Genomic DNA, 19,288 nt, shown 5'->3' on the forward strand with positions numbered 1-19,288 from the left:
AGGCCTCGCGACAGTCCAAGGGGGGGCGCCACACCGGCTGTGCGGTCCGGTGTGGCGCCCCCTTCCGCAGAACGCCGACCCTCCAGTCATGGGCAGGCCCATGACTGGAGGGTCCGGATCACATCTGGGTCTGCACCTCACGGTCACTGTCGACGCGCCGGGCGATCCCCCACGGTTGCCCTCCCGCAGCGTGGGCGGGAGCTGCTCGTCGGGGAAGGACTTGCCGAAAGCGTCCCAACACGCCACGTCGATAGTGGTCTTGGCGTGGTTGTGGCCGGTGAGGGCCTCGTCCATGACGTCATTGACACGGTCGCTCTGGCGCGGGTCGCGGCCCAGCAGATGCGGGGCGATCTCCTCGATGCCGGCCCGTACGCCGCGCGCGTGCGAGGCGATCCAGGTGGAGCCGAACGGGGTGGACTCGCCCCAGCCCTGGGTGCCGTAGTCGCAGGTGATGCGGACGATGGAGGCCGTCGAAGGAGGTGTAGGTACGGCCACCGGAGAGCAGGTAGGTGCCGCCGGAGTAGGGCAGATCGGCCTGGAAGAGTTCGATCTGGGTGATCTTCATGGCTGCGGTCTCCTCGCGTAAGGACGGACGGTCAGTGGTCGCGCCCGGTGGCCGGCGGTACGAGAACGAGCTTTCCGGTGTGTTTCTTGCTCAGGAATTCCTCCTGTGCCGCGGCGATCTCGGCGAGGGGATAGGTGGCGGAAATGACAGGACGGATCTCGTTCCGCTCGATGTAGGAGACGAGGTTCTCGAAGACGGCGTCGGGCTGGAACGTGCAACCGAACAGGGTGAGGTCTTTGAGGTAGACGGTGCGCAGGTCGATCTCGCTGATCGGGCCGCCGATGGCCCCGGCGACGGCGTACCGCCCACCGGTGCGCAGCACGTCCAGGAGGCTCGGCCACTGTGGCCCGACCACCAGGTCGACGACCACGTCCACGGAGCCCGCACCCAGCTCGGCGACGAAATCGGCGCCGCGATCGAGGGTCCGGTCGGCCCCCTGGGCCAGGACGTCGTCGGCCTTGGCGGCCGAGCACACGGCGGTGACCGTCGCTCCGCGCCGCTTCGCGAGCTGCACAGCGGCGAGTCCCACACCGCCCGAGGCACCCGTGATCAGCACGTGCTCGGCGGCTACGTCGGCCCGGTGCAGCATGTTCTCGGCCGTGGAGTAGGCACAGGGGACGGCCGCCAGCTCGGCGTCGCTCCAGTCGCTCTCGACTGCGTAGGTATCGGCGGGCGGCGCTGTGGCGTACTGGGCGAAGCCGCCGTCGCACTCGCTGCCGTACGTCCAGCAGGCGTAGGGAGCGAAGTCGACGGGGCCGCGGAGCATGGTGCGCACCAGGACGCGTTCGCCGATGCGTTCGTGGGGCACTTCCTCCCCGACCGCGACGACCCGGCCGCAGACATCGGCGCCCTGGATGCGCGGGAAGGTGAGGGCGGTACCGGACCAGGTGGCCTGGTCGTCGTCGGTGACGGTGTCGAAGCCCTGGGCGCCGCCGGACTCTGTCTCGGACGTCACCTTCTTCGAGTACCAGCCGATGCGGGTGTTGATGTCGGTGTTGTTGATCCCGGCGGCGCCCACCTCGATGAGCACTTCGCCCGGCTGGGGGGACGGGACGGGGATGTCGGTTCGGTAGTCCAGCTTGTCGATTCCGCCGTGGCCGGTCAGGAGCACGGCGGACATGGTCTCGGGCAGCAAGAGCTCATCCTTTGCTCGGAGTTGAAGGTCCACCCACGGTCCAGGGCATGACGCAACCGGGGGAGTGGGAGGGGAAGACTCGGTCGGGTCGTCGGCATCGTGGGCGGTCCGGGGCGTTCTCGTCGCAGCGCGGCAGCGTACGAACGGAAGCGCGCAGCGCGAAGCAACGCACGACGGTGGTGTGTCGGAGACCTTCGTGGTGTGTCGCAGACCTGCGCCGGTGCACTACGCGTACACCTCGGTCAGTTGCTCAGGCGCGGAGTATCTGCCGCGCACCGCTTCCCTGAAGGGAGCGGAAGCCGCAGTGGTGTGCGGCCCGGCCTGGGCAACGTGTTCAGTGACGGCGTGCGCAGGCGTGGCCCGGGACCGGGGGCCGGTGCGGCGGGGCCAGCTCGGCACGGGCGGTCAGCTCTTCCCCGGTGATACTGAGAAAGCTCTCGCCCCAGTCGGCAAGCGCGTTATCGGCGTCCGGCTCGACCAGTGTCGTGGACACAGACCGGACTTCCGCATGGGCCAATTGGTAGGGGGCGTTGGGGGCCGGCAGCTCGTGCCGGTAGACGTAAATTTCAGCGATCCTCATCGTCCGATCTCTCCGGAGTGGTGAGTACGGGCTTGCCGGAAACGTCTTGCTGAAAACTTCCTCCGCCCGGTTGATTTCCTTCAGCGGGCCCCTGAGCCGACAGGCGCCTGCCTCGGAGCTGGGTGTCGGGGGTGGAGCCGCCCATGAGGCCGACCACTACACAGCCGGTCACCGCGCGCCGCTCAGCCGGAGCACTCACTGCCGAGCAGTGAGGAACAGTCGATGTTCAACGGGGCATGCACTCCACCCTTTCCAGCGTTATGTTCGCACAATGAACGCGATGTTCCTCATAACCAGCGCGGCGCTCTTCCAGGAGCTCGACGACTTCCGCGACATGCCCGGGAAGCGAGGGAATTGGCCGAGAGCCGTCCTGCGCTACCCCCGCTGCACAGCGTCACCGCAGGTCCAGGCCGGTCCGGCAGCAGGCCGTCGGCGTACGGCCATCCGGCTGGGAGGGCGAACGACGGCGTGATGGACGGCGCACGCGGCGTTCGCTCTGTTCAGCTTCCGGACAGCCGCGCCCCGAACCCACGGTGGCCCGATTTCCGGGCTGCTCGGGCTCAGGTGGCGCGCTGTGAAGGAGAGAGGGGCAGAGGGCGATGGCGCCTCACTTTCCGAGCGCTTGGCGACCCTCAGATGAATTCGTGGCAAGAGTGACTCACAATGGCTACGACATCAGATGCCACCTCGTCGGGCCGGCCCGAGCGTCCGGGCATGAAGGACGGGGTGTGCAGCGAGTTCACGGTCTTCACCAAGGTCAAGTCGGGCCATGCGGAGGAGCTGCGTAAGGAACTCGACACGCTCGCCGGCGGAACGGCTGACGTGGAGAACCGTGGGGCGCTACGCGAGATCGGTACCCTGCACGACGCACGTCATGTGATGTTCGACAACGACACCCGGCACATGTTCGCGAGTGTCTTCGACGGCTCCTGGGACACCTGCATCGACGACTTCGGCAAGACGGCAGTCGGCGGGCGCTTCGAGAGGATCTTCTCGCACACCGAGGGGTTCCCCGGCATCAGCGACCCAGGCGTGAAGCACTGGTGTCGCGCACCAGGCCCCCGCGGGGATCTTCGTCAGCTCCTGTCCCGACCTGACCGTTCAGCAGATCTGGAAGGACCAACGCGTGAGCGAGGCGTTCCAGGCGGTGCTGGACACCCCCGAGTTCCGGGCGATGCTGGACAACCCGGCCACCGCGGAGCTGCGGGCCACACCCGCTTTCCAGAAGCTGATGGAGGAAGCCGCAGGCTGAAGTTCGCCCTATGGCCGACCGGCGGCACATCCCGGAGTGAAGCGGGCAGTCGCCCGCGTCCGCGTCATGGCGGCGGTGGGCCGGTTCGCTCCGGCCGGCACTCCATGGTCCCGCGCTGGCCGGAGCGAACCGGCCGCCGCGGGATTGCCCAGGCAGAGACTGTTTGCGGAGGCGCAGGCGACATGAACGCATCGGCAGGGTCGGCAGGGCCGCCTCACACGAGCAGGTCCGGAGCGGCTGTCGAGATCGCCGATGTCCAGAGCGGGGCGCTGCATCCACGGCCGGTGCCGTACGTGGGGAGGTTCGTCTTCCTGCGCGTCGATGACCGCCATGCGGGCCGCGCCCTGCTGCGGCATCTGCTCCCATCGGTCGAGGGCGGATTCCCCAGCGCGGCCCCGAGTCAGGGCGCCTGGGTTGCGGTGGCATTCACGTACCAGGGACTGCGGGCGCTGGGAGTGCCCCAGGAGTCACTGGACAGCTTCCCGCGGGCGTTCCGCCAAGGTATGGCCGAGCGTGCGCATCTGATCGGCGACGTGGGCGAGAGCGATCCGGCATCGAACGCCACGAACTCGACAAGCAGCCGCGCACAGAACCCCGCACCGCCGACGAAGTGCTCGCTCCGGTCCACCACCACGACGAGGCCGGGAGCGAGTAGGGGAGGGCGGTCGTTGGACCGCGCCGCCCAGCCACTCGCTGCCAGCAGGAGGAGCCGAAGGCCGGCTGACAGCTGCGGACCATCGACCCGCAGCGCTGAGCGGGCCGGGTGCCTGGTGCTGGGGTATGCCCCACCTGGCTCGGCACGGAGCCGGCAACGAGGGGATGTCGTCAGGAGGCGCGTTGTGCCGCCACAGGCGGAGTGCGGTCAGGAGAGGCGGAAGCGCAGTCGGCAGATGACCGCATCGGTGTCCCGGCGGACGGCGCGGGCGACGACGGCGCCGCGTTGGTTCTGCAGCATGCGCTGCCATCTCCGGGCGGGCTCCACCTCCGGGATGAGCACCGTGACCCGGGTGTCTGGCTCGATGGCCGTGAGTTCCCGTACGTAGGCGGCGATGGGCCGGCCCAACGCCCGGCCGGGACAGTCGAGCCGCACCAGCGGTACGTCCGGATCCCACAGTGCCCAGTCGCGCTGCAGTGCCTCGCTGTGAGCCCGGTCCTCGGCATCGGGGTGGCAGACGGTCACCGCCCGGACCTCGTCACCGAAGGAGACCGCGGCCGTCAGCGCCTCGCTGGTGAGCTTCGACAGGCCCGACACGGGGACGATGACCAGTGAACGGTCCCGGTGCGGGGAGTCGGGGATCCGGCCGAGACCGAGCTGCTCGCCGATCGTGGCGTACGCCCGGTGCACGGTGAGGAATGCTGCTACCAGCAGGGGCAGAGCGATCACGATGAGCCATGCACCCTCGGCGAACTTCGTGGCGGTGACCACCACGGCGGACACGCCCGTGAGCACCGCGCCGGTGCTGTTGAGCACGGCCTTGGTGCGCCACCTGCGGCCGCGCTCCTGACGCCAGTGCCGCACCATCCCGGTCTGGGCGAGGGTGAAGCCGACGAACACACCGATCGCGAAGAGCGGGACGAGGGTGTTGGTGTCGCCGCCGGAAAAGACCAGCAGCGCGGCCGACACCCCGGCCAGCGCGAGGACGCCGTGGCGGTGCACCTGACGGTCGGCCTTGAGCGTGAAGACATGCGGCAGATAGTTGTCCCGGGCCAGCAGCTTCAGCAGGACGGGGAGGCCGCCGAAGGAGGTGTTGGCGGACAGCGCGAGGAGGATCATCGTGGCGAACTGCACCACGTAAAAAGCCCAGTTGTGGCCCAGTGCGGCGTCCGCGAGCTGGGCGAGCACCGTGACGCCCTGCACCGGCTGCAGACCGAAGCGCGAGATCAGGACCGCGAGCCCGATCAGCATCACGCCGAGGATCGCGCCGAGGGCGATCTCGGCGTGCTGGGCTCGTCGGGCGCGGGGAGTGCGGAAGGAGAGGACGGCGTTGGCGATGGCCTCGACGCCGGTGAGCGCGGAGCAACCGGAGGCGAATGCCTTCAGCAGGAGCAGCGCGCCGACCGTGGTGGCGTTGTCGGCCAGTACGGAGGCGTGTCCGGCGGCGGCCTCGGTGCTTACCGGAGCCGAACGGAACAACCCGACCGCGATCAGCGTGAGGATGGAGACGACGAAGACCGCGGTGGGCACGAGGAACGCCCGCGCCGAGTCGACGGTGCCGCGCAGATTGACGCCCGTCACAAGCACCAGAACCACCAGGCACAGCCACAGCCGGTCCGCGTACAGCACGGGAAAAGCGGAGGTCAGCGCCGCGACACCGGCCGTGATCGCCACCGCGACGTTCAGTACGTAGTCCAGGACCAGAGAGGCGGCGGCCACCAGACTCGCAGGCCGGCCCAGGTGTGTCCTGGCCACGGCGTAGGAGCCGCCGCCGTCCGGGAAGGCCGCGATCACCTGCCGGTACGACGCCACCAGCACCGCCAGCAGTCCGGCGATGGCCAGCGTCACCGGCAGGGTGAACCCGAGCCCGTAGCCGCCCGCCGTGGCGAGTACCAGCACGATCGCCTCGGGCCCGTACGCCACCGATGCCATCGCGTCGAGCGACAGGGCGGCCAGGCCGGTGACCGCGGTCAGCCGGTGCCGGTCACCTGGATCGGGCGGGGCGGACGGCGCTTCCGGTGAGGGGGCGCTGCCGGGCTCCGTGGTCAGGACGGACATGTGCGGGTGCTCCTTGCTACGCGGGTCCGCCCAGGTTCGGGCCGCCGACATCGAACAGCGTGCTGTCCTTACGCCGTCTTCGCGCCGACGGCCGTGGTCTTCACGAGACCTTGACGGGGCGGGTGTTCCACGCGTGGGGCAAGGGCCCCGGTGCGGTGCGGAGGGGAGCCGTACACCGGGGCCCGCCGAGTACGTCATGCCCGCGCGACGGCGATGCCGGACGGGCACGGACGCGATGCTGCCGGGCACGGATGCGATGCTGCCGGGATCGCGGCGTCCGTTGACGGGATGCTGACGAGGCATACGGCAGAGACCGCCGCGCCCCGCGCCCCCGGCGTCAGGCTCGCGTCGAAGACGCGCCAGCAAGCCGTCAAAACAGCGGGCGCCGGCCGGCTGATTCCCTAGCTTCACTGTCATGAAGCACTGCGTCGATGAGAAGCCGTGGTCGGTCGATGGGGTTGTGTGCGATCGGCAGTGGGCGGGGGACCGGCGAGAGGCGGTCCTGTGTGCCGCCGTAGTCCTTGCGCTACTTCTGCTGGTCGATGGCTGCTCGGGGCAGCTGACGCCATTGCGTGCGGTGCTGTGGGCGGGGCTCGCCGCCCTGCTACTGGTTGTACTGCTGCCGCCGCGGGTCGCCGCGGGGCCGGGGTGGCTGGCTTCCCGCGGTCTGCTCGGCGAGCGGCGAGTGCGCACCGACTGCCTGGTCTCGGTGCGTTTGCTGGACGGCGTCTCGCGGCGGCTGGTGCTGCGGGACCTGTACGGCGGCCGCGTCGAGCTGGACCCCGGAGTGCTCGTCGCCAACCCCATGATCAGGCACCTGCTGGACCAGGGCGCCGTCACGTCCGGCGAACGGGGACTGCTGGGCAGCGGCGCAACGGTGGTACGGCTGCTTTCGCGAAGGCTCGACAGCGAGACCGCACGCCTGCTCTTCACCACCTCCGGCCTGAAGTAGTCCGGGAGTTTCCTGCCGGGTTCCGATCGTGATTCAGGAGACGATGTGCTGGATACCAGCATGTCGTTGATCCGCCGGCCCCGAGCAGGAAGAGCGCGCAGATGACCGGCACCGAGTCGCCGCACCAGCCGCAGCAGGAGTCCGCCCGCATCGCTGGCGGGCCTGGCTCCTGAAAGGGCTGAGCGAGCAGACCGCTCGCCACCCAGGCCCTCACGGCACCCCACCCACCGAGCACAAGGGCCACCGGTGGTGGCGGGTGATGTGCCTGACAGGTGTGGACTACTTCTCCACCCTCGGCTATCAGCCGGGCATCGCGGCGCTCGCGGCCGGACTGCTCTCGCCGCTGGCGACCCTCGTCCTGGTCGCGCTCACCCTGCTGGGCGCACTGCCGGTCTACCGCCGCGTCGCCAAGGAAAGCCCGCACGGCGAGGGCTCGATCGCCATGCTGGAGCGGCTGCTGCCGTGGTGGGCCGGGAAGCTGTTCGTCCTGGTGCTGCTCGGATTCGCCGCCACCGACTTCATGATCACAATCACTCTGTCGGCCGCGGACGCCTCAGCGCACGTCGTGGAGAATCCCTTCGCCCCGCACTGACTGCACGGTGAGAACGTCTGGATCACTCTGGTTCTCCTCGCGGCCCTCGGCGCGGTGTTCCTGAAGGGCTTCCGCGAGGCGATCGACGTCGCCGTCGTCCTGGTCGGCGCCTACCTCTCCCTGAACCTCGTCGTAATCGCCGCCTCGGCATGGCAGGTGATTACCGAACCGACGCGGATCGGCGACTGGACGAGTGCGCTGTCCGCCGGCCACTCCTCACCGCTGGCCATGATCGGCGTGGCGCTGCTGGTCTTCCCCAAGCTGGCGCTCGGCATGTCCGGGTTCGAGACCGGCGTGGCCGTCATGCCGCAGGTACGCGGCGACACCGGTGACACGTACGAGAAGCCGGCGGGGCGCATCCGCGACACGCGCAAACTGCTCACCACGGCCGCACTGATCATGAGCTGCTTCGTGCTGCTCTCCAGCCTCGCGACGACCCTCCTGATCCCGCAGAAGGAGTTCGAGAGCGGCGGTTCCGCCAACGGGCGTGCGCTGGCGCACCTCGCCCATGAACACCTGGGGGAGGCCTTGGGTACGGTCTACGACGTCTCGACCATCGCCATCCTCTGGTTCGCCGGTGTCTCCGCGCTGGCCGGCCTGCTCAACCTCGTACCGCGCTACCTGCCCCGGTACGGCATGGCACCGGAGTGGACCCGGGCTGTGCGCCCGCTGGTACTGGTCTTCATGGCGATCGCCGTCTTCATCACGCTGTGGTTCAACGCGAGCGTCGACGACCAGAGCGGCGCGTACGCCACCGGCGTGCTGATGCTGATGCTCTCGGCCTCCTTCGCCTCCACCGTCGCCGCCCGCCACACCCGCCACCGCTTCGCGACGTACGGATTCGCCGTCATCACCGTCGTCATGGCCTACACGCTGGTCACCAATGTCGTCGAACGGGCCCGACGGCATCAAGATCGCGTCGCTGTTAATCCTCGGCATCCTGCTGACCTCCTTCGCCTCCCGCGTCCACAGGTCGTTCGAACTGCGCGCCGTGGGCGTCACTTTCGACGACACGGCCGCCCGGCTGGTCGACGAGGCCACGCGCGCGGGCCCGCTGCGGATCATCGCCAACGACCCGGACGAACGCAGCGCCGCCGAATACGCCACCAAGGAGCACCGCCGGCGCGAGGAAACCCACATCCCCGACGGCCGGCCGGTCCTGTTCCTGGAGGTCTTCCTCCAGGACTCCTCGGACTTCACCACCGACCTGACCGTGCACGGAGAAGAGGCGTACGGCGTACGGAGGCTTCGCGTGGCGGGCCCGGTGATGCCCAACACCATCGCCGCCGTCCTGATGGAACTGCGCGACCGCACCGGCCGGATCCCGCACGCCTACTTCAACTGGACCGAAGGCCACCCCATCGGCCACCTGCTGCGCTTCCTGGTCTTCGGCGACGGTGAGGTCGCCCCGGTCACGCGCGAGGTCCTCCGCCGCGCGGAACGGGACCCGGAACGGCGGCCGCGGGTACACGTCGGCTGAGGGCGACCGCGTGGCACCCTCGTCAGAACCGGTCGGGGAAGACCCGGGACAACACGAGGTACCCGACCAGACACGCCGCCACGATCAGCCCGACGACGTTCTCCACCGTCACGATTGATCAGCTCCTTGCTGCCCATCACGGGCGAAAATCGGGGGAATGTCTCCCGTCGGGGGAAGGGGATATGGGCGTGCAATGCGTGCGCGATGTGCGCGAGAAGAGGTTTCCTGCAGCGCACCGCCGCCATGGACGACACGCTCAAGCCTTGATGCCTCATTGGCGCCTTCCGCGGGCATACTGACGCGGCCTTGATGCGCGGCCCGTCCGGCTGCGCCCCCGTGGACGCGGCCGGCACGGCCCTGCTCGTGCCGTGCGACGGACGGTTACCTGTTTCCGCGCCGCTCAGTCTCTGATCGTCTTCGCACCTCAGTCGCATCCCCTGACGTCGCCCTGACGGTTCCCAGGGCTCTCTTGACGGGGGCCTGACGCCACGTCACCTCCGCCCGTCAGAGAGCCGACAAAACCCTCGCCGCACCCCGTCTCACCGCATCCGACTCGGATACGTTCCTGCTCGGCCGCCGGAGGCCCCGGTCGTCATCGGGACGACGGCCCCGGGCGTCTCCACGTCGGAGCGCCCGGATGCACCCACCGACGTACGGCCGGAGTGCGTGTCCGGACGGACGGCGCGTACGTGGCGGCACCCTCAACCCGCCACGTACGCGCACCTCTGCTGGGACCCGGGACCCCGGCCCCAGCAGGGGCCGGCGGCCACTACTCCGGCCGCCCCGGCCCCGCACACTCACCGCCGCCCACACCCCAGAAGGTCACCTCGTATGCTCCCTGCCGCCCCACAGCAGGCACCGGCCGAACCTACGACGGCCAAGACCCCGCCGTCAGCCAAGGACCGGGCTCCGGTCATGCGGTCCGGGCGCGGAAGACGACGGCGGGCCACGCCGGCCGGGCTCTTCGACCCCAAGCAGCTGCTGTCGTCCCTGCCCGAGGCCCTGCAGAAACTGCGCCCCCGGGCACTGATCAGGAAGCCGGTACTGTTCGTCGTCGCTGTGGGCGCCGCGCTCACCACACTGTCGGCGTTGCTGCACCCCACCGTCTTCACCTGGGTCATCAGCTGCTGGCTCTGGCTGACGGTGATCTTCGCCAATCTCGCCGAAGCCGTCGCCGAGGGACGGGGCAGATCGCAGGCCGAGTCGCTGCGCCGGGCCCGAACGGACACGGTGGCCATCAGACTGCGCGACAACTGGCGGGTCGGCATCAATCTGGACCGGGCCGAGACCGAAACCATCCGGGCCACCGACCTCCAGCCGTTCGACTTCGTCCTGGTCGAGGCGGGCCGGCTGATTCCCGCTGACGGTGAGGTGGTCGACGGTGCGGCCGCCGTCGATGAATCCGCGGTCACCGGTGAGTCCGCGCCGGTCATCCGCGAAGCGGGCGGCGACCGGTCGGGAGTCACGGGCGGTACGTCGGTACTCTCCGACCGCATCGTCGTACGGGTCACCTCGCGCCCCGGCCACACGTTCCTGGACCGCATGATCGCACTGGTCGAGGGCGCGTCCCGGCAGAAGACGCCCAACGAGATAGCGCTGAACATCCTCCTCGCCGCGCTCACCATCGTCTTCGTCCTGGTGACGGTCACGCTCCAGCCGATGGCCGGCTACGCGGACTCCGCCCAGTCCACCACGGTCCTGGTCGCCCTGTTGGTGACCCTCATCCCGACCACCATCGGCGCATTGCTCTCCGCGATCGGCATCGCCGGCATGGACCGTCTCGTACAGCGCAACGTCATCGCCATGAGCGGGCGCGCCGTCGAAGCGGCCGGTGATATCAACACCCTGCTGCTCGACAAGACCGGCACCATCACACTGGGCAACCGCCAAGCCACTGCCCTTGTCCCGCTTCCTGGCATCCCGAAACTGCGGCTGGCGGACGCTGCCCAGCTCTCGTCGCTGGCCGACGAGACACCGGAGGGCCGTTCTGTCGTCGCCCTGGCCAAGAAGAAGTACGGCGTGCGCAAGCCTCCGGTGGATCAGCTGGAGCGGACCCGATTCGTGCACTTCAGTGCCCGGACGCGTATGAGCGGCATCGACCTGCGCTGGGCCAATGGCGCCGTCTGCCACGTCCGCAAGGGAGCCGTACCGGAGGTGATCGACTGGGTGGAGCGGTACGGCGGCCATGTCCCGCCCGAAGCCCGCTGGTTCGCCGACGCCATCGCGGCGGCCGGCGGCACACCGTTGCTGGTGGCGGTGCACGACTGGGACGGTCCGCGGGCACTCGGTGTGATTCACCTCAAGGACGTGGTCAAGGAGGGTATCCGCGAACGCTTCACCGAGCTGCGCCGGATGGGCATCAAGACCGTCATGATCACCGGCGACAATCCGCTGACCGCCAAGGCCATCGCGGAGGAGGCGGGCGTCGACGACTTCCTCGCCGAGGCCACGCCCGAGGACAAGATGGCGCTGATCAAGCGCGAGCAGGCCGGCGGCAAGTTGGTCGCGATGACCGGCGACGGCACGAACGACGCCCCGGCCCTGGCCCAGGCGGACGTGGGCGTCGCGATGAACACCGGCACCTCTGCTGCCAAGGAAGCCGGCAACATGGTCGACCTCGACTCCAACCCCACCAAACTCATCGAGATCGTCGAGATCGGCAAACAGCTCCTCATCACCCGAGGCGCCCTGACGACCTTCTCCATCACCAACGACGTCGCCAAGTACTTCGCGATCATCCCCGCGATGTTCACCGGAGCCTATCCGGGCCTGAGCGCGCTGAACGTCATGGGACTGCACAGCCCGACCTCGGCGATCGCCTCGGCCATCATCTTCAATGCCCTGATCATCATTGCGCTCATCCCACTGGCGCTCCGCGGCGTGCGCTACACCCCGGCCTCGGCCCACGACCTCCTCCGTCGCAACCTCATGCTCTACGGTCTGGGCGGGCTCATCCTGCCCTTCGTCGGCATCAAACTGATCGACTTGCTGCTGTCGGCCGTCCCCGGCCTGGCCTGAGGCACATGACGGGACGGAGCCGGCCCTCGCAGCAGCAGCCATCAGGCCTGCGTCAAGGACTCTCATGATCCCTTGAGCACTGCGCAGCCGGGCAGTTGGATGAGACGTGTGAACAACACGTGGCGCCTCCTCGACCGTCTGCCGCAACATCCGGCGGCTCACGGTCATGCCGCGTGCTGCCGGAAGTCGTCTACTCCACGCTGACGCAACAGCGAGGCGCTTGCAGTGTGGAGTGCGGCGAAGAAGCCCGCAGCTCGGAGTCGATGAAAGTCACGCTACGGACGTCGGCGTCGCTCACTTCTTCTCGTCCGGGGCGATCTCGTTGATCAGGCCTTCCACCAGGCTCTTGATCGCATCGCGGATCGGGCGGACCGCCTCGACGCCCTGACCGGCCGGGTCCTCCAGCTTCCAGTCCAGGTAGCGCTTGCCGGGGAAGACCGGGCAGGCGTCACCGCAGCCCATCGTGATGCACACGTCGGATGCCTGGACGGCGTCGATGGTGAGCGCCTTCGGCTGTTGCGCGGACATGTCGATGCCGACCTCGCGCATGGCCTCGATGGCAGCGGGGTTGACCCGGTCGGTGGGGGCGGAGCCGGCTGAGCGGACCTCGACGCGGTCCCCGGCCAGGTGGGAGAGCCACGCCGCGGCCATCTGGGAGCGGCCGGCGTTGTGGACGCACACGAACAGGACAGAGGGCTTGTCGGGCATCAGGAGGACACTCTCGTCTCGTATCGCGTCAGGCGCAGGTGATGTCAGCACTCGATGGCATCAGTAGTCGCTGATGTGACAGTATCAGTCCATGATGACGTCAGCCAATACTGATCTGATCCGGGTCCTCGCCGACCCGCTCAGGCTTCAGATCGTGTCCCTGCTCGCCCACGAGACCCTGTGCACGACGCACCTGGTGGCGGAGACGGGGGCCCGGCAGACGAATCTCTCCAACCACCTGCGCGTGCTGCGCGAAGCGGGTGTGGTGGAGACGGAGCCGTGTGGTCGCTTCACCTACTACAAGCTTCGCCCGGAGGCGCTGGAGTCCCTGGCCGGAGCCTTCGGTGAGCTGGCCGCCACGGCACGTACGACGAGCGAGACCGACCGAAAGCGAGCCTGCTGATGACCGCGACCGAACCCGGCACCACCTCACCACCGAGTGGTGAGGACGCCTCGATCGTCGCCAAGCTTTCGACTCTCGACCGTTTTCTGGCGCTGTGGATCCTCCTCGCGATGGCCGTCGGTCTCGGCCTGGGCCGCCTGATCCCCGGCCTGAACAGTGCCCTGAGCAAGGTCGAGGTCGGCGGCATCTCGCTGCCGATCGCGCTCGGCCTGCTGGTCATGATGTACCCGGTCCTCGCCAAGGTCCGCTACGACAAGCTGGACGCGGTCACCGGTGACAAGAAGCTGATGATTTCCTCGCTGGTGATCAATTGGCTCGTCGGGCCGGCCGTGATGTTCGCGCTGGCCTGGATCTTCCTCCCGGACCTGCCGGAGTACCGCACCGGACTGATCATCGTCGGGCTGGCCCGCTGCATCGCCATGGTCATCATCTGGAACGACCTGGCCTGCGGCGACCGCGAGGCCGCCGCCGTCCTCGTCGCACTCAACTCGGTCTTCCAGGTCATCGCCTTCGGGCTGCTGGGCTGGTTCTACCTCGACCTGCTGCCCCAGTGGCTCGGCCTGGGCGACGGACAGGGCCTTGACGTCCCGGTATGGCACATCGCCCTGAACGTCATCGTCTTTCTCGGCGTACCGCTGCTCGCCGGGTTCCTCACCCGCCGCATCGGCGAGAACAAGCTCGGACGCGAGCGCTACGAGTCCACGTTCCTGCCGAAGATCGGCCCGTGGGCGCTCTACGGCTTGCTCTTCACGATCGTCATCCTCTTCGCCCTCCAGGGGAAGACGATCACCACACAGCCCCTGGACGTGGCCCGGATCGCACTGCCGCTCCTGGTCTACTTCGCCGTGATGTGGGCGGGCACCTTCCTGCTCGGCAAGGGCCTCGGCCTGAACTACGACCGCACCGCGACCCTCGCCTTCACCGCGGCGGGCAACAACTTCGAGCTGGCCATCGCCGTCGCCATCGCCACCTTCGGCGTCACCTCCGGCCAGGCCCTGTCCGGTGTCGTGGGTCCGCTGATCGAGGTGCCCGTCCTGGTGGCGCTGGTGTACGTGTCGCTGGCCTGGCGCAAGAAGTTCACCGACGTACGCGTGAGTGCATGACGCAGCGTGCGGATGTGGTGGTGATCGGCGGCGGCCAGGCAGGGCTCGCCGCCGGCTACCACCTGCGCCGTCTCGGCGTGGACTTCGTGATCCTCGACGCTCAGTCCACGCCGGACGGTGCGTGGCAGCACGTCTGGCACTCGCTGCGCCTGTTCTCCCCGGCGGCCTACTCCTCGCTGCCCGGCCGCCCCATGCCGGTGCAACCCGGCGAAACGTACCCGGACGCGGCCCATGTCGTCGGCTACCTCACCGAGTACGAGCGGCGGTACGCACTCCCGATCCCACGCCCGGTGCGTGTCACCACAGTTCACCGGGACGGCGTGGGCCGGCTGCGGGTGGAGACCGGCAGCGGCGCCTGGAACGCCCGCGCCGTGATCAGCGCCACCGGCACCTGGTGGCGTCCCTTCCTGCCCGCCGTGCGCGGTCGTGAGGTCTTCCGCGGCCGCCAGCTGCATACCGTTGACTACCGCCGCCCCGCCGACTTCGCCGGGGGCGGGGCGTCCCTGGCCAAAGGCCGGGGGGCGAGTCATCGTCGTCGGAGGCGGCAACTCCGGCGCCCAGATCGCCGCCGACCTGGCGACCGAGACCGAGCTGGCCTGGGTCACCCAGCGCCCGCCGCGCTTCCTGTCCGACGACATCGACGGCCGTGCCCTCTTCGACACCGCCACCGCCCGCCGCCACGCCCTGGAGGAGGGCCGCCCCGACACCGGAGGCGTCGCCTCGCTGGGAGACATCGTGGCCGTACCGCCAGTGCGCGAAGCCCGTGATGCCGGGCTGCTCAAAGCCTCACCGATGTTCGTACGGTTGGTGCCCGAGGGCGTGGAGTGGGCGGACGGCACCCGGGCCGAGGCCGATGCGGTGATCTGGTGCACCGGCTTCCGCCCCGCCCTCTCCCACCTCGCTCCGCTGGGCCTTCGCGGACGCCGCGGGCACATCGCCACCACCGGCACCCACGCCGTGGACGAGCCGCGACTGCACTTGCGAATCCCGCAGGGCCAACAGTTCGGCGATCTCCTCCAAGGGCAGCCCGAGACGCTTGGCCGCCCCGATGAACTCCAGCCGTTCGACGGAGTCCTCGCCATACGTGCGGTATCCGGAGGCCGTGCGGCCTGTCGGCAGGGGTCCGGCGCTCTCGTAGAAGCGCAGCGAGGTGGCCGGGACGCCGGACCCTCGGCAAGTTGAGAGATACGCATCGTGCTCGCCTCTCGACGGTAAACCTTCGACCCGGCTCGAAGGTCAGGCCCGAGCAATCGCGGACGGGCTCAGCGGGTGACGGGTGACGGGTGACGGGTGACGGTGTTGCATCCGCCCAACGGGCGAGCACGTTGACGGCCGCCAGATGGACGGGCGCCTCGTTCTCCGCAAGCTCGGGCAGACCGCCCTCGTGACTGTAGGGATTGCGGATGGCCGCCAAGGAGTCCTCGGCGAAGCACATCGCGCCGCGCTGGAAGCTCGGCAGGTGTCGCTCCCGCCGTCGGCCATGAGCCGCATTCGTGGTTGACCGCCCCTGAACGCGTCCTTGTCGAGGGCGACGGAGCGGCCGTCAGGCAGCGGTGGCCAACAGCTGTCCCATGGCAGCGAGCACGCTGGGCGCCACCCGGTAATAGACCCACGTACCGCGGCGCTCGGAGGTCAGCAGACCGGCTTCCTTGAGCTTCTTCAGGTGGTGGGACACGGTGGGCTGGGAGACACCGACGTCGGAGATGTCGCAGACGCACGCCTCCCCGCCCTCGTGCGAGGCGACCAGCGAGAACAGGCGGAGCCGCACCGGATCGCCGAGAGCCTTGAACATCGCGGCGGTCCGGATGGCCTCCTCCGCTGTCAGCGGCCGCTCGGTCAGTGGCGGGCAACACGGCTCCACGCCCGTAGCGGAGTCCAGCAGCGGCTGCGACTTGGCATTCGGCATACGTCTATTTTGGCATACGTCGAACCAAGGGCCCAGGGTCGTATGGCCGCTCCCGTGGGCGGCGTCAACGGGTGAGATGCCCCGCCGGACGGCGGGCCGCGCGACGAGCGTCCCTGTCGACGCCTCGTATGGAGGCAAAGGAGAGGCTGAGTTGTCATTCCAGCCCGACGGAGGCGAGCGCGGAATGGACTGGCGAGCGCCCGTCGCGGTGGTGCGGATCCCCGTACTCGTCGAGGGCGCCGAGAGGTGCCAGATAGCCGAGATCCGGGCGGTATCCGGTGGCCAGGATGAGCGTGTCCACGCCTCTTCGATGGGCCGTCGGGCCGGGGCACGCGGGAGCCGTCGACGCCGGTGAACATCGGTCGGCGGTCCGGGGCCCCGGATGACGGAGATGTGCGGTACCGGCCGTCGTCGATCACCGGCTGAGTCGGCGTTGTGGAGAGGACCCGGCCGAGCGGGACGCTGTCGAGACCGATGACGGTAAGTCAGAAGTACAGGTCTCGGTTGAGCGCGCGCCGGCGGGCGGACTTCACCGGTTACGGCTGGCGGGAGGGAGTCAAGCCCAGGTACGGGCGGTCGAAGCCCCGGTGGCCGCCACCAACGCTCGCGCACCGAGTCGGGAGCGGTCCTGGAGGGACAAGGGGTTGCCGTCGGCGCGGACGCCGGTCACGCGCTGACTGGCGCGGACATCCGTGTCCAAGTGGTCGGCATATCGCAGAAGCGAGGCGACGACTTCATCGCGATGCGGGTAGCGATCGCCCTCACCCCCGAGGGAAAGCCCACGGAGCGAGCTGTACCGCGCCGGCGAGAACAGCGTGAGGCCGCTGGTGCTGGAGGCCGGCGCGGGCGCCGGCGCCGCGGTGGGGGAGTGGGGCCACGTCCGACTGTTCTCCCCGTGGGCCGAGGTCGTCGACCCCGCAGCCGAGAAGCTGCTTGCACCCACCGGCTACATTCCTCGCGATGACCGGGTACGAGCAGGTCCGCTCCATCGCCGCAGCCCTGGCCGGTGACCAGGAGGCGGCCGAACGGGTCGAGCTCTCGCTGCCTGAGACCGGTGTGTGCGGTGGCGCCGGCCTCTTCGACGAGCCGGAGACCGCCGAGGCGGACCAGTCCGGTGACGGCTGCTGCGCCACCCCGACCACTCTCCAGATCGGCGTGGGCGCTCCCTCCTCCTCCGGCGGCTGCTGACCGCAGTGACACGCCTCGATGCGTCGGAGTCGTGGCCAGGGGAAACCCCCGGCCACGGCCTCGCGCCGCTTTGCCTGCCATGTGCGCTCGCGCGGCAGGAGCGCGCTGAACTGCTGCCCGGCGTCATTGAGCAGGCCACAGCGGCCTGCCGGCCTGCATCGCCCGCCGCGTGGCCGACGGCGCCTTCGTCTATCTCTACGCTCTGACTGGCCCAGCCCGACAAGCGGCGCACCAGGCGGACGTTTCAGATACGGCGTCCCTGTCGACTTGTCTGTCCGTAGATAGGGAGAGGGCGTCTACTACGGCGGCCAAAGTGCTGACGCGCAGGACATCACGCGCGACGCGTACGAGTAGCTGTCGCGTTGAAGATTGGCCTCCAACTGTTGGGTGGCCGGCGTGGACTGCGGCACTCGGCAATGGCGCCGCGCCCAGCTCCACTACGCTGCCGTATGTCCCTCCGCGACATCCTCGGCAGAGTTGGCCCACGTCCAGGGCAGGTTCTCCCCTTGCGCCGCCGACTGGTGCCATCCGCCCGGGTCGATGGTTCCGTCGTTGTGGATCGTCGGTTGGAGTTCGCCGTCGTAGTGGCCGAACTCACGTGCACAGAATACGAGACGGGTCTTGCCCCCGTCGGCGTCGGGCGTCTTGATGTTGGCGTTGCAGGTGCCGACCATGGGTCACTCTCTCTAGTGGAGGCCTGGTCGTTCGGTGAGCCGCGAAGCGAGCAGCGCGACTAACGTTCACGATTCAAGCGTGCTGCTCTCGGGCGCACACGAGCCAGAGAGGCGCCAGGCATGCTCGCGCACTCTTCTTCGCGTCTGCGCTTTTCTTCTACTGTCGTCCTGCAGCGTCTCGCACGCGGGAGCACACAGGGGAGCATTTGACTCTCCCGGTCGGCATGAAACGTTTGTGCTCGGGTGTCATGGGGTCTACCGTTCGGTCGCGTCCCCTATGCCGAGCCCGGCCGCTTCAGCGAGCAGGAGGCCGCGGTCGGCACAGGCACGCTTGCTGTGCCATGCACGGTGAGCGTCCTCGGGGGATCGCCAGCCAGGGGTGACTGTGCTGCGCTTCGGTAAGGCGACACACGCCCACCGCGAGGTCGCCACGGCGCCGAACGTGACCGTGCCGCAGGAATACATGCCGCTGTACCACGCCGCCGTCCGGGTCATCAGCTACCTCGCCACCGTGATCCCCGACCAGGTCTCGCCCACAGCCATCGAAACCTTTCAACGGCAGGCACTGCTCGTCGACATCGCAGAGCTGACGCCCTCGACCTCCGCAGCGGATCTGCCGTTCGGCCTGCCCGCGCGGTACTGGCTCGAACTGCGCGACTACGAACGGGGGTCGCCATCGCGGCCGGACTCGACAAGCCGATGCTCATCCTCCAAGGAGGACGCGGCTACCAGGTGTCACCGTCGCCGACGATCTCGTCCGATGGCGGGGGGGGGCGGCCTGGCCAACCGCCCGGAAGCCGATATCCGTGTCCATGACGCCGACACCCCCGTTCTTCCACGGCATCGGACCATCCACCCCGGCCGAATACGCAACCCCGCAGCATGTCGACCCCCTCATCGCCGATTGGCTGAACCACTGCACGGCATGAGGGCCCGGCCCGGCACGTGGAGGTTGGGGTTGCCCCGGACGAGCGTGATCGTTCCGCCGGGCTGCTGTCAGCATGTCCCGGTAGTTGTGC

13 protein-coding genes and 5 pseudogenes are annotated in these 19,288 nt (G+C 69.0%); 8 read left to right on the top strand and 10 right to left on the bottom strand.

Going from position 1 to position 19,288, the window contains the following annotated elements; translation table 11 throughout:
- Nucleotides 1–276: 276 nt before the first annotated feature.
- From ABZ840_RS07820 to ABZ840_RS07830, 3 genes and pseudogenes are all read right to left on the bottom strand, one after another.
- Nucleotides 277–495, bottom strand: a pseudogene (locus tag ABZ840_RS07820) (hypothetical protein); the annotation flags it as partial.
- Nucleotides 496–596: 101 nt separating this feature from the next.
- Nucleotides 597–1,700: an alcohol dehydrogenase family protein gene (locus tag ABZ840_RS07825; RefSeq protein ID WP_361554938.1), complete on the bottom strand. Its 1,104-nt coding sequence runs from the start codon at nucleotides 1,698–1,700 to the stop codon at nucleotides 597–599.
- A 334-nt stretch (nucleotides 1,701–2,034) separates the two neighbouring features.
- On the bottom strand, nucleotides 2,035–2,280 hold the full coding sequence (locus ABZ840_RS07830; RefSeq protein WP_361554941.1) for a hypothetical protein: 246 nt from the start codon (nucleotides 2,278–2,280) through the stop codon (nucleotides 2,035–2,037).
- A 1,126-nt stretch (nucleotides 2,281–3,406) separates the two neighbouring features.
- Between ABZ840_RS07830 and ABZ840_RS07835 the strand changes: the two genes are divergently transcribed.
- The gene (locus ABZ840_RS07835; RefSeq protein WP_361554944.1) at nucleotides 3,407–3,532 is read left to right on the top strand and encodes a hypothetical protein; all 126 of its coding nucleotides are present in this window, start codon (nucleotides 3,407–3,409) and stop codon (nucleotides 3,530–3,532) included.
- 862 nt (nucleotides 3,533–4,394) lie between these two features.
- Here ABZ840_RS07835 and ABZ840_RS07840 read toward each other — a convergent pair.
- Complete coding sequence (locus tag ABZ840_RS07840) at nucleotides 4,395–6,245, bottom strand: APC family permease (RefSeq protein ID WP_361554947.1); 1,851 nt, start codon at nucleotides 6,243–6,245, stop codon at nucleotides 4,395–4,397.
- Between the two features lie 577 nt (nucleotides 6,246–6,822).
- Here ABZ840_RS07840 and ABZ840_RS07845 point away from each other — a divergent pair.
- Nucleotides 6,823–7,197 (top strand): hypothetical protein, encoded by a 375-nt coding sequence (locus ABZ840_RS07845; RefSeq protein ID WP_361555408.1) that lies wholly within the window; start codon nucleotides 6,823–6,825, stop codon nucleotides 7,195–7,197.
- 259 nt (nucleotides 7,198–7,456) lie between these two features.
- Nucleotides 7,457–9,269 (top strand): annotated as a pseudogene (locus tag ABZ840_RS07850) (amino acid transporter).
- A 22-nt stretch (nucleotides 9,270–9,291) separates the two neighbouring features.
- Here ABZ840_RS07850 and ABZ840_RS07855 read toward each other — a convergent pair.
- Nucleotides 9,292–9,381 (bottom strand): K(+)-transporting ATPase subunit F, encoded by a 90-nt coding sequence (locus ABZ840_RS07855; RefSeq protein ID WP_361554950.1) that lies wholly within the window; start codon nucleotides 9,379–9,381, stop codon nucleotides 9,292–9,294.
- 803 nt (nucleotides 9,382–10,184) lie between these two features.
- Here ABZ840_RS07855 and kdpB point away from each other — a divergent pair.
- Nucleotides 10,185–12,287, top strand: a complete 2,103-nt coding sequence (gene kdpB / locus ABZ840_RS07860; protein ID WP_361554953.1) for a potassium-transporting ATPase subunit KdpB — start codon at nucleotides 10,185–10,187, stop codon at nucleotides 12,285–12,287.
- A gap of 294 nt (nucleotides 12,288–12,581) precedes the next feature.
- On the opposite strand, the gene ABZ840_RS07865 is transcribed toward kdpB, so the two are convergent.
- Entirely contained in the window at nucleotides 12,582–12,995 is a 414-nt protein-coding gene (locus ABZ840_RS07865) for an arsenate reductase ArsC (protein WP_361554956.1), read from the bottom strand.
- A 91-nt stretch (nucleotides 12,996–13,086) separates the two neighbouring features.
- Here ABZ840_RS07865 and ABZ840_RS07870 point away from each other — a divergent pair, with 91 nt between their 5' ends.
- The 3 genes and pseudogenes from ABZ840_RS07870 to ABZ840_RS07880 all read left to right on the top strand — a co-directional run.
- The gene (locus ABZ840_RS07870; protein WP_361554959.1) at nucleotides 13,087–13,398 is read left to right on the top strand and encodes a metalloregulator ArsR/SmtB family transcription factor; all 312 of its coding nucleotides are present in this window, start codon (nucleotides 13,087–13,089) and stop codon (nucleotides 13,396–13,398) included.
- Complete coding sequence (gene arsB / locus ABZ840_RS07875; protein ID WP_361554962.1) at nucleotides 13,398–14,501, top strand: ACR3 family arsenite efflux transporter; 1,104 nt, start codon at nucleotides 13,398–13,400, stop codon at nucleotides 14,499–14,501. Before ABZ840_RS07870 ends, arsB begins: the two co-directional genes overlap by 1 nt.
- Nucleotides 14,498–15,482, top strand: a pseudogene (locus ABZ840_RS07880) (ArsO family NAD(P)H-dependent flavin-containing monooxygenase); the annotation flags it as partial. The gene arsB and the pseudogene ABZ840_RS07880, both read left to right, overlap by 4 nt.
- A 39-nt stretch (nucleotides 15,483–15,521) precedes the next feature.
- Here ABZ840_RS07880 and ABZ840_RS07885 read toward each other — a convergent pair.
- The 3 genes and pseudogenes from ABZ840_RS07885 to ABZ840_RS07895 all read right to left on the bottom strand — a co-directional run.
- Nucleotides 15,522–15,647: pseudogene (locus tag ABZ840_RS07885) on the bottom strand (MerR family transcriptional regulator); the annotation flags it as partial.
- A gap of 397 nt (nucleotides 15,648–16,044) precedes the next feature.
- Entirely contained in the window at nucleotides 16,045–16,407 is a 363-nt protein-coding gene (locus ABZ840_RS07890) for a metalloregulator ArsR/SmtB family transcription factor (protein ID WP_361554965.1), read from the bottom strand.
- Between the two features lie 154 nt (nucleotides 16,408–16,561).
- On the bottom strand, nucleotides 16,562–16,708 hold the full coding sequence (locus ABZ840_RS07895; RefSeq protein ID WP_361554968.1) for a hypothetical protein: 147 nt from the start codon (nucleotides 16,706–16,708) through the stop codon (nucleotides 16,562–16,564).
- A gap of 647 nt (nucleotides 16,709–17,355) precedes the next feature.
- On the opposite strand from ABZ840_RS07895, the pseudogene ABZ840_RS07900 reads away from it, so the two are divergent.
- Nucleotides 17,356–17,595: pseudogene (locus ABZ840_RS07900) on the top strand (flavoprotein); the annotation flags it as partial.
- Between the two features lie 437 nt (nucleotides 17,596–18,032).
- Here ABZ840_RS07900 and ABZ840_RS07905 read toward each other — a convergent pair.
- Nucleotides 18,033–18,269: a hypothetical protein gene (locus ABZ840_RS07905; RefSeq protein ID WP_361554971.1), complete on the bottom strand. Its 237-nt coding sequence runs from the start codon at nucleotides 18,267–18,269 to the stop codon at nucleotides 18,033–18,035.
- Nucleotides 18,270–19,288: the final 1,019 nt, after the last annotated feature.

This window comes from Streptomyces sp. NPDC047117 (assembly GCF_040643545.1).
Lineage (GTDB): Bacteria > Actinomycetota > Actinomycetes > Streptomycetales > Streptomycetaceae > Streptomyces.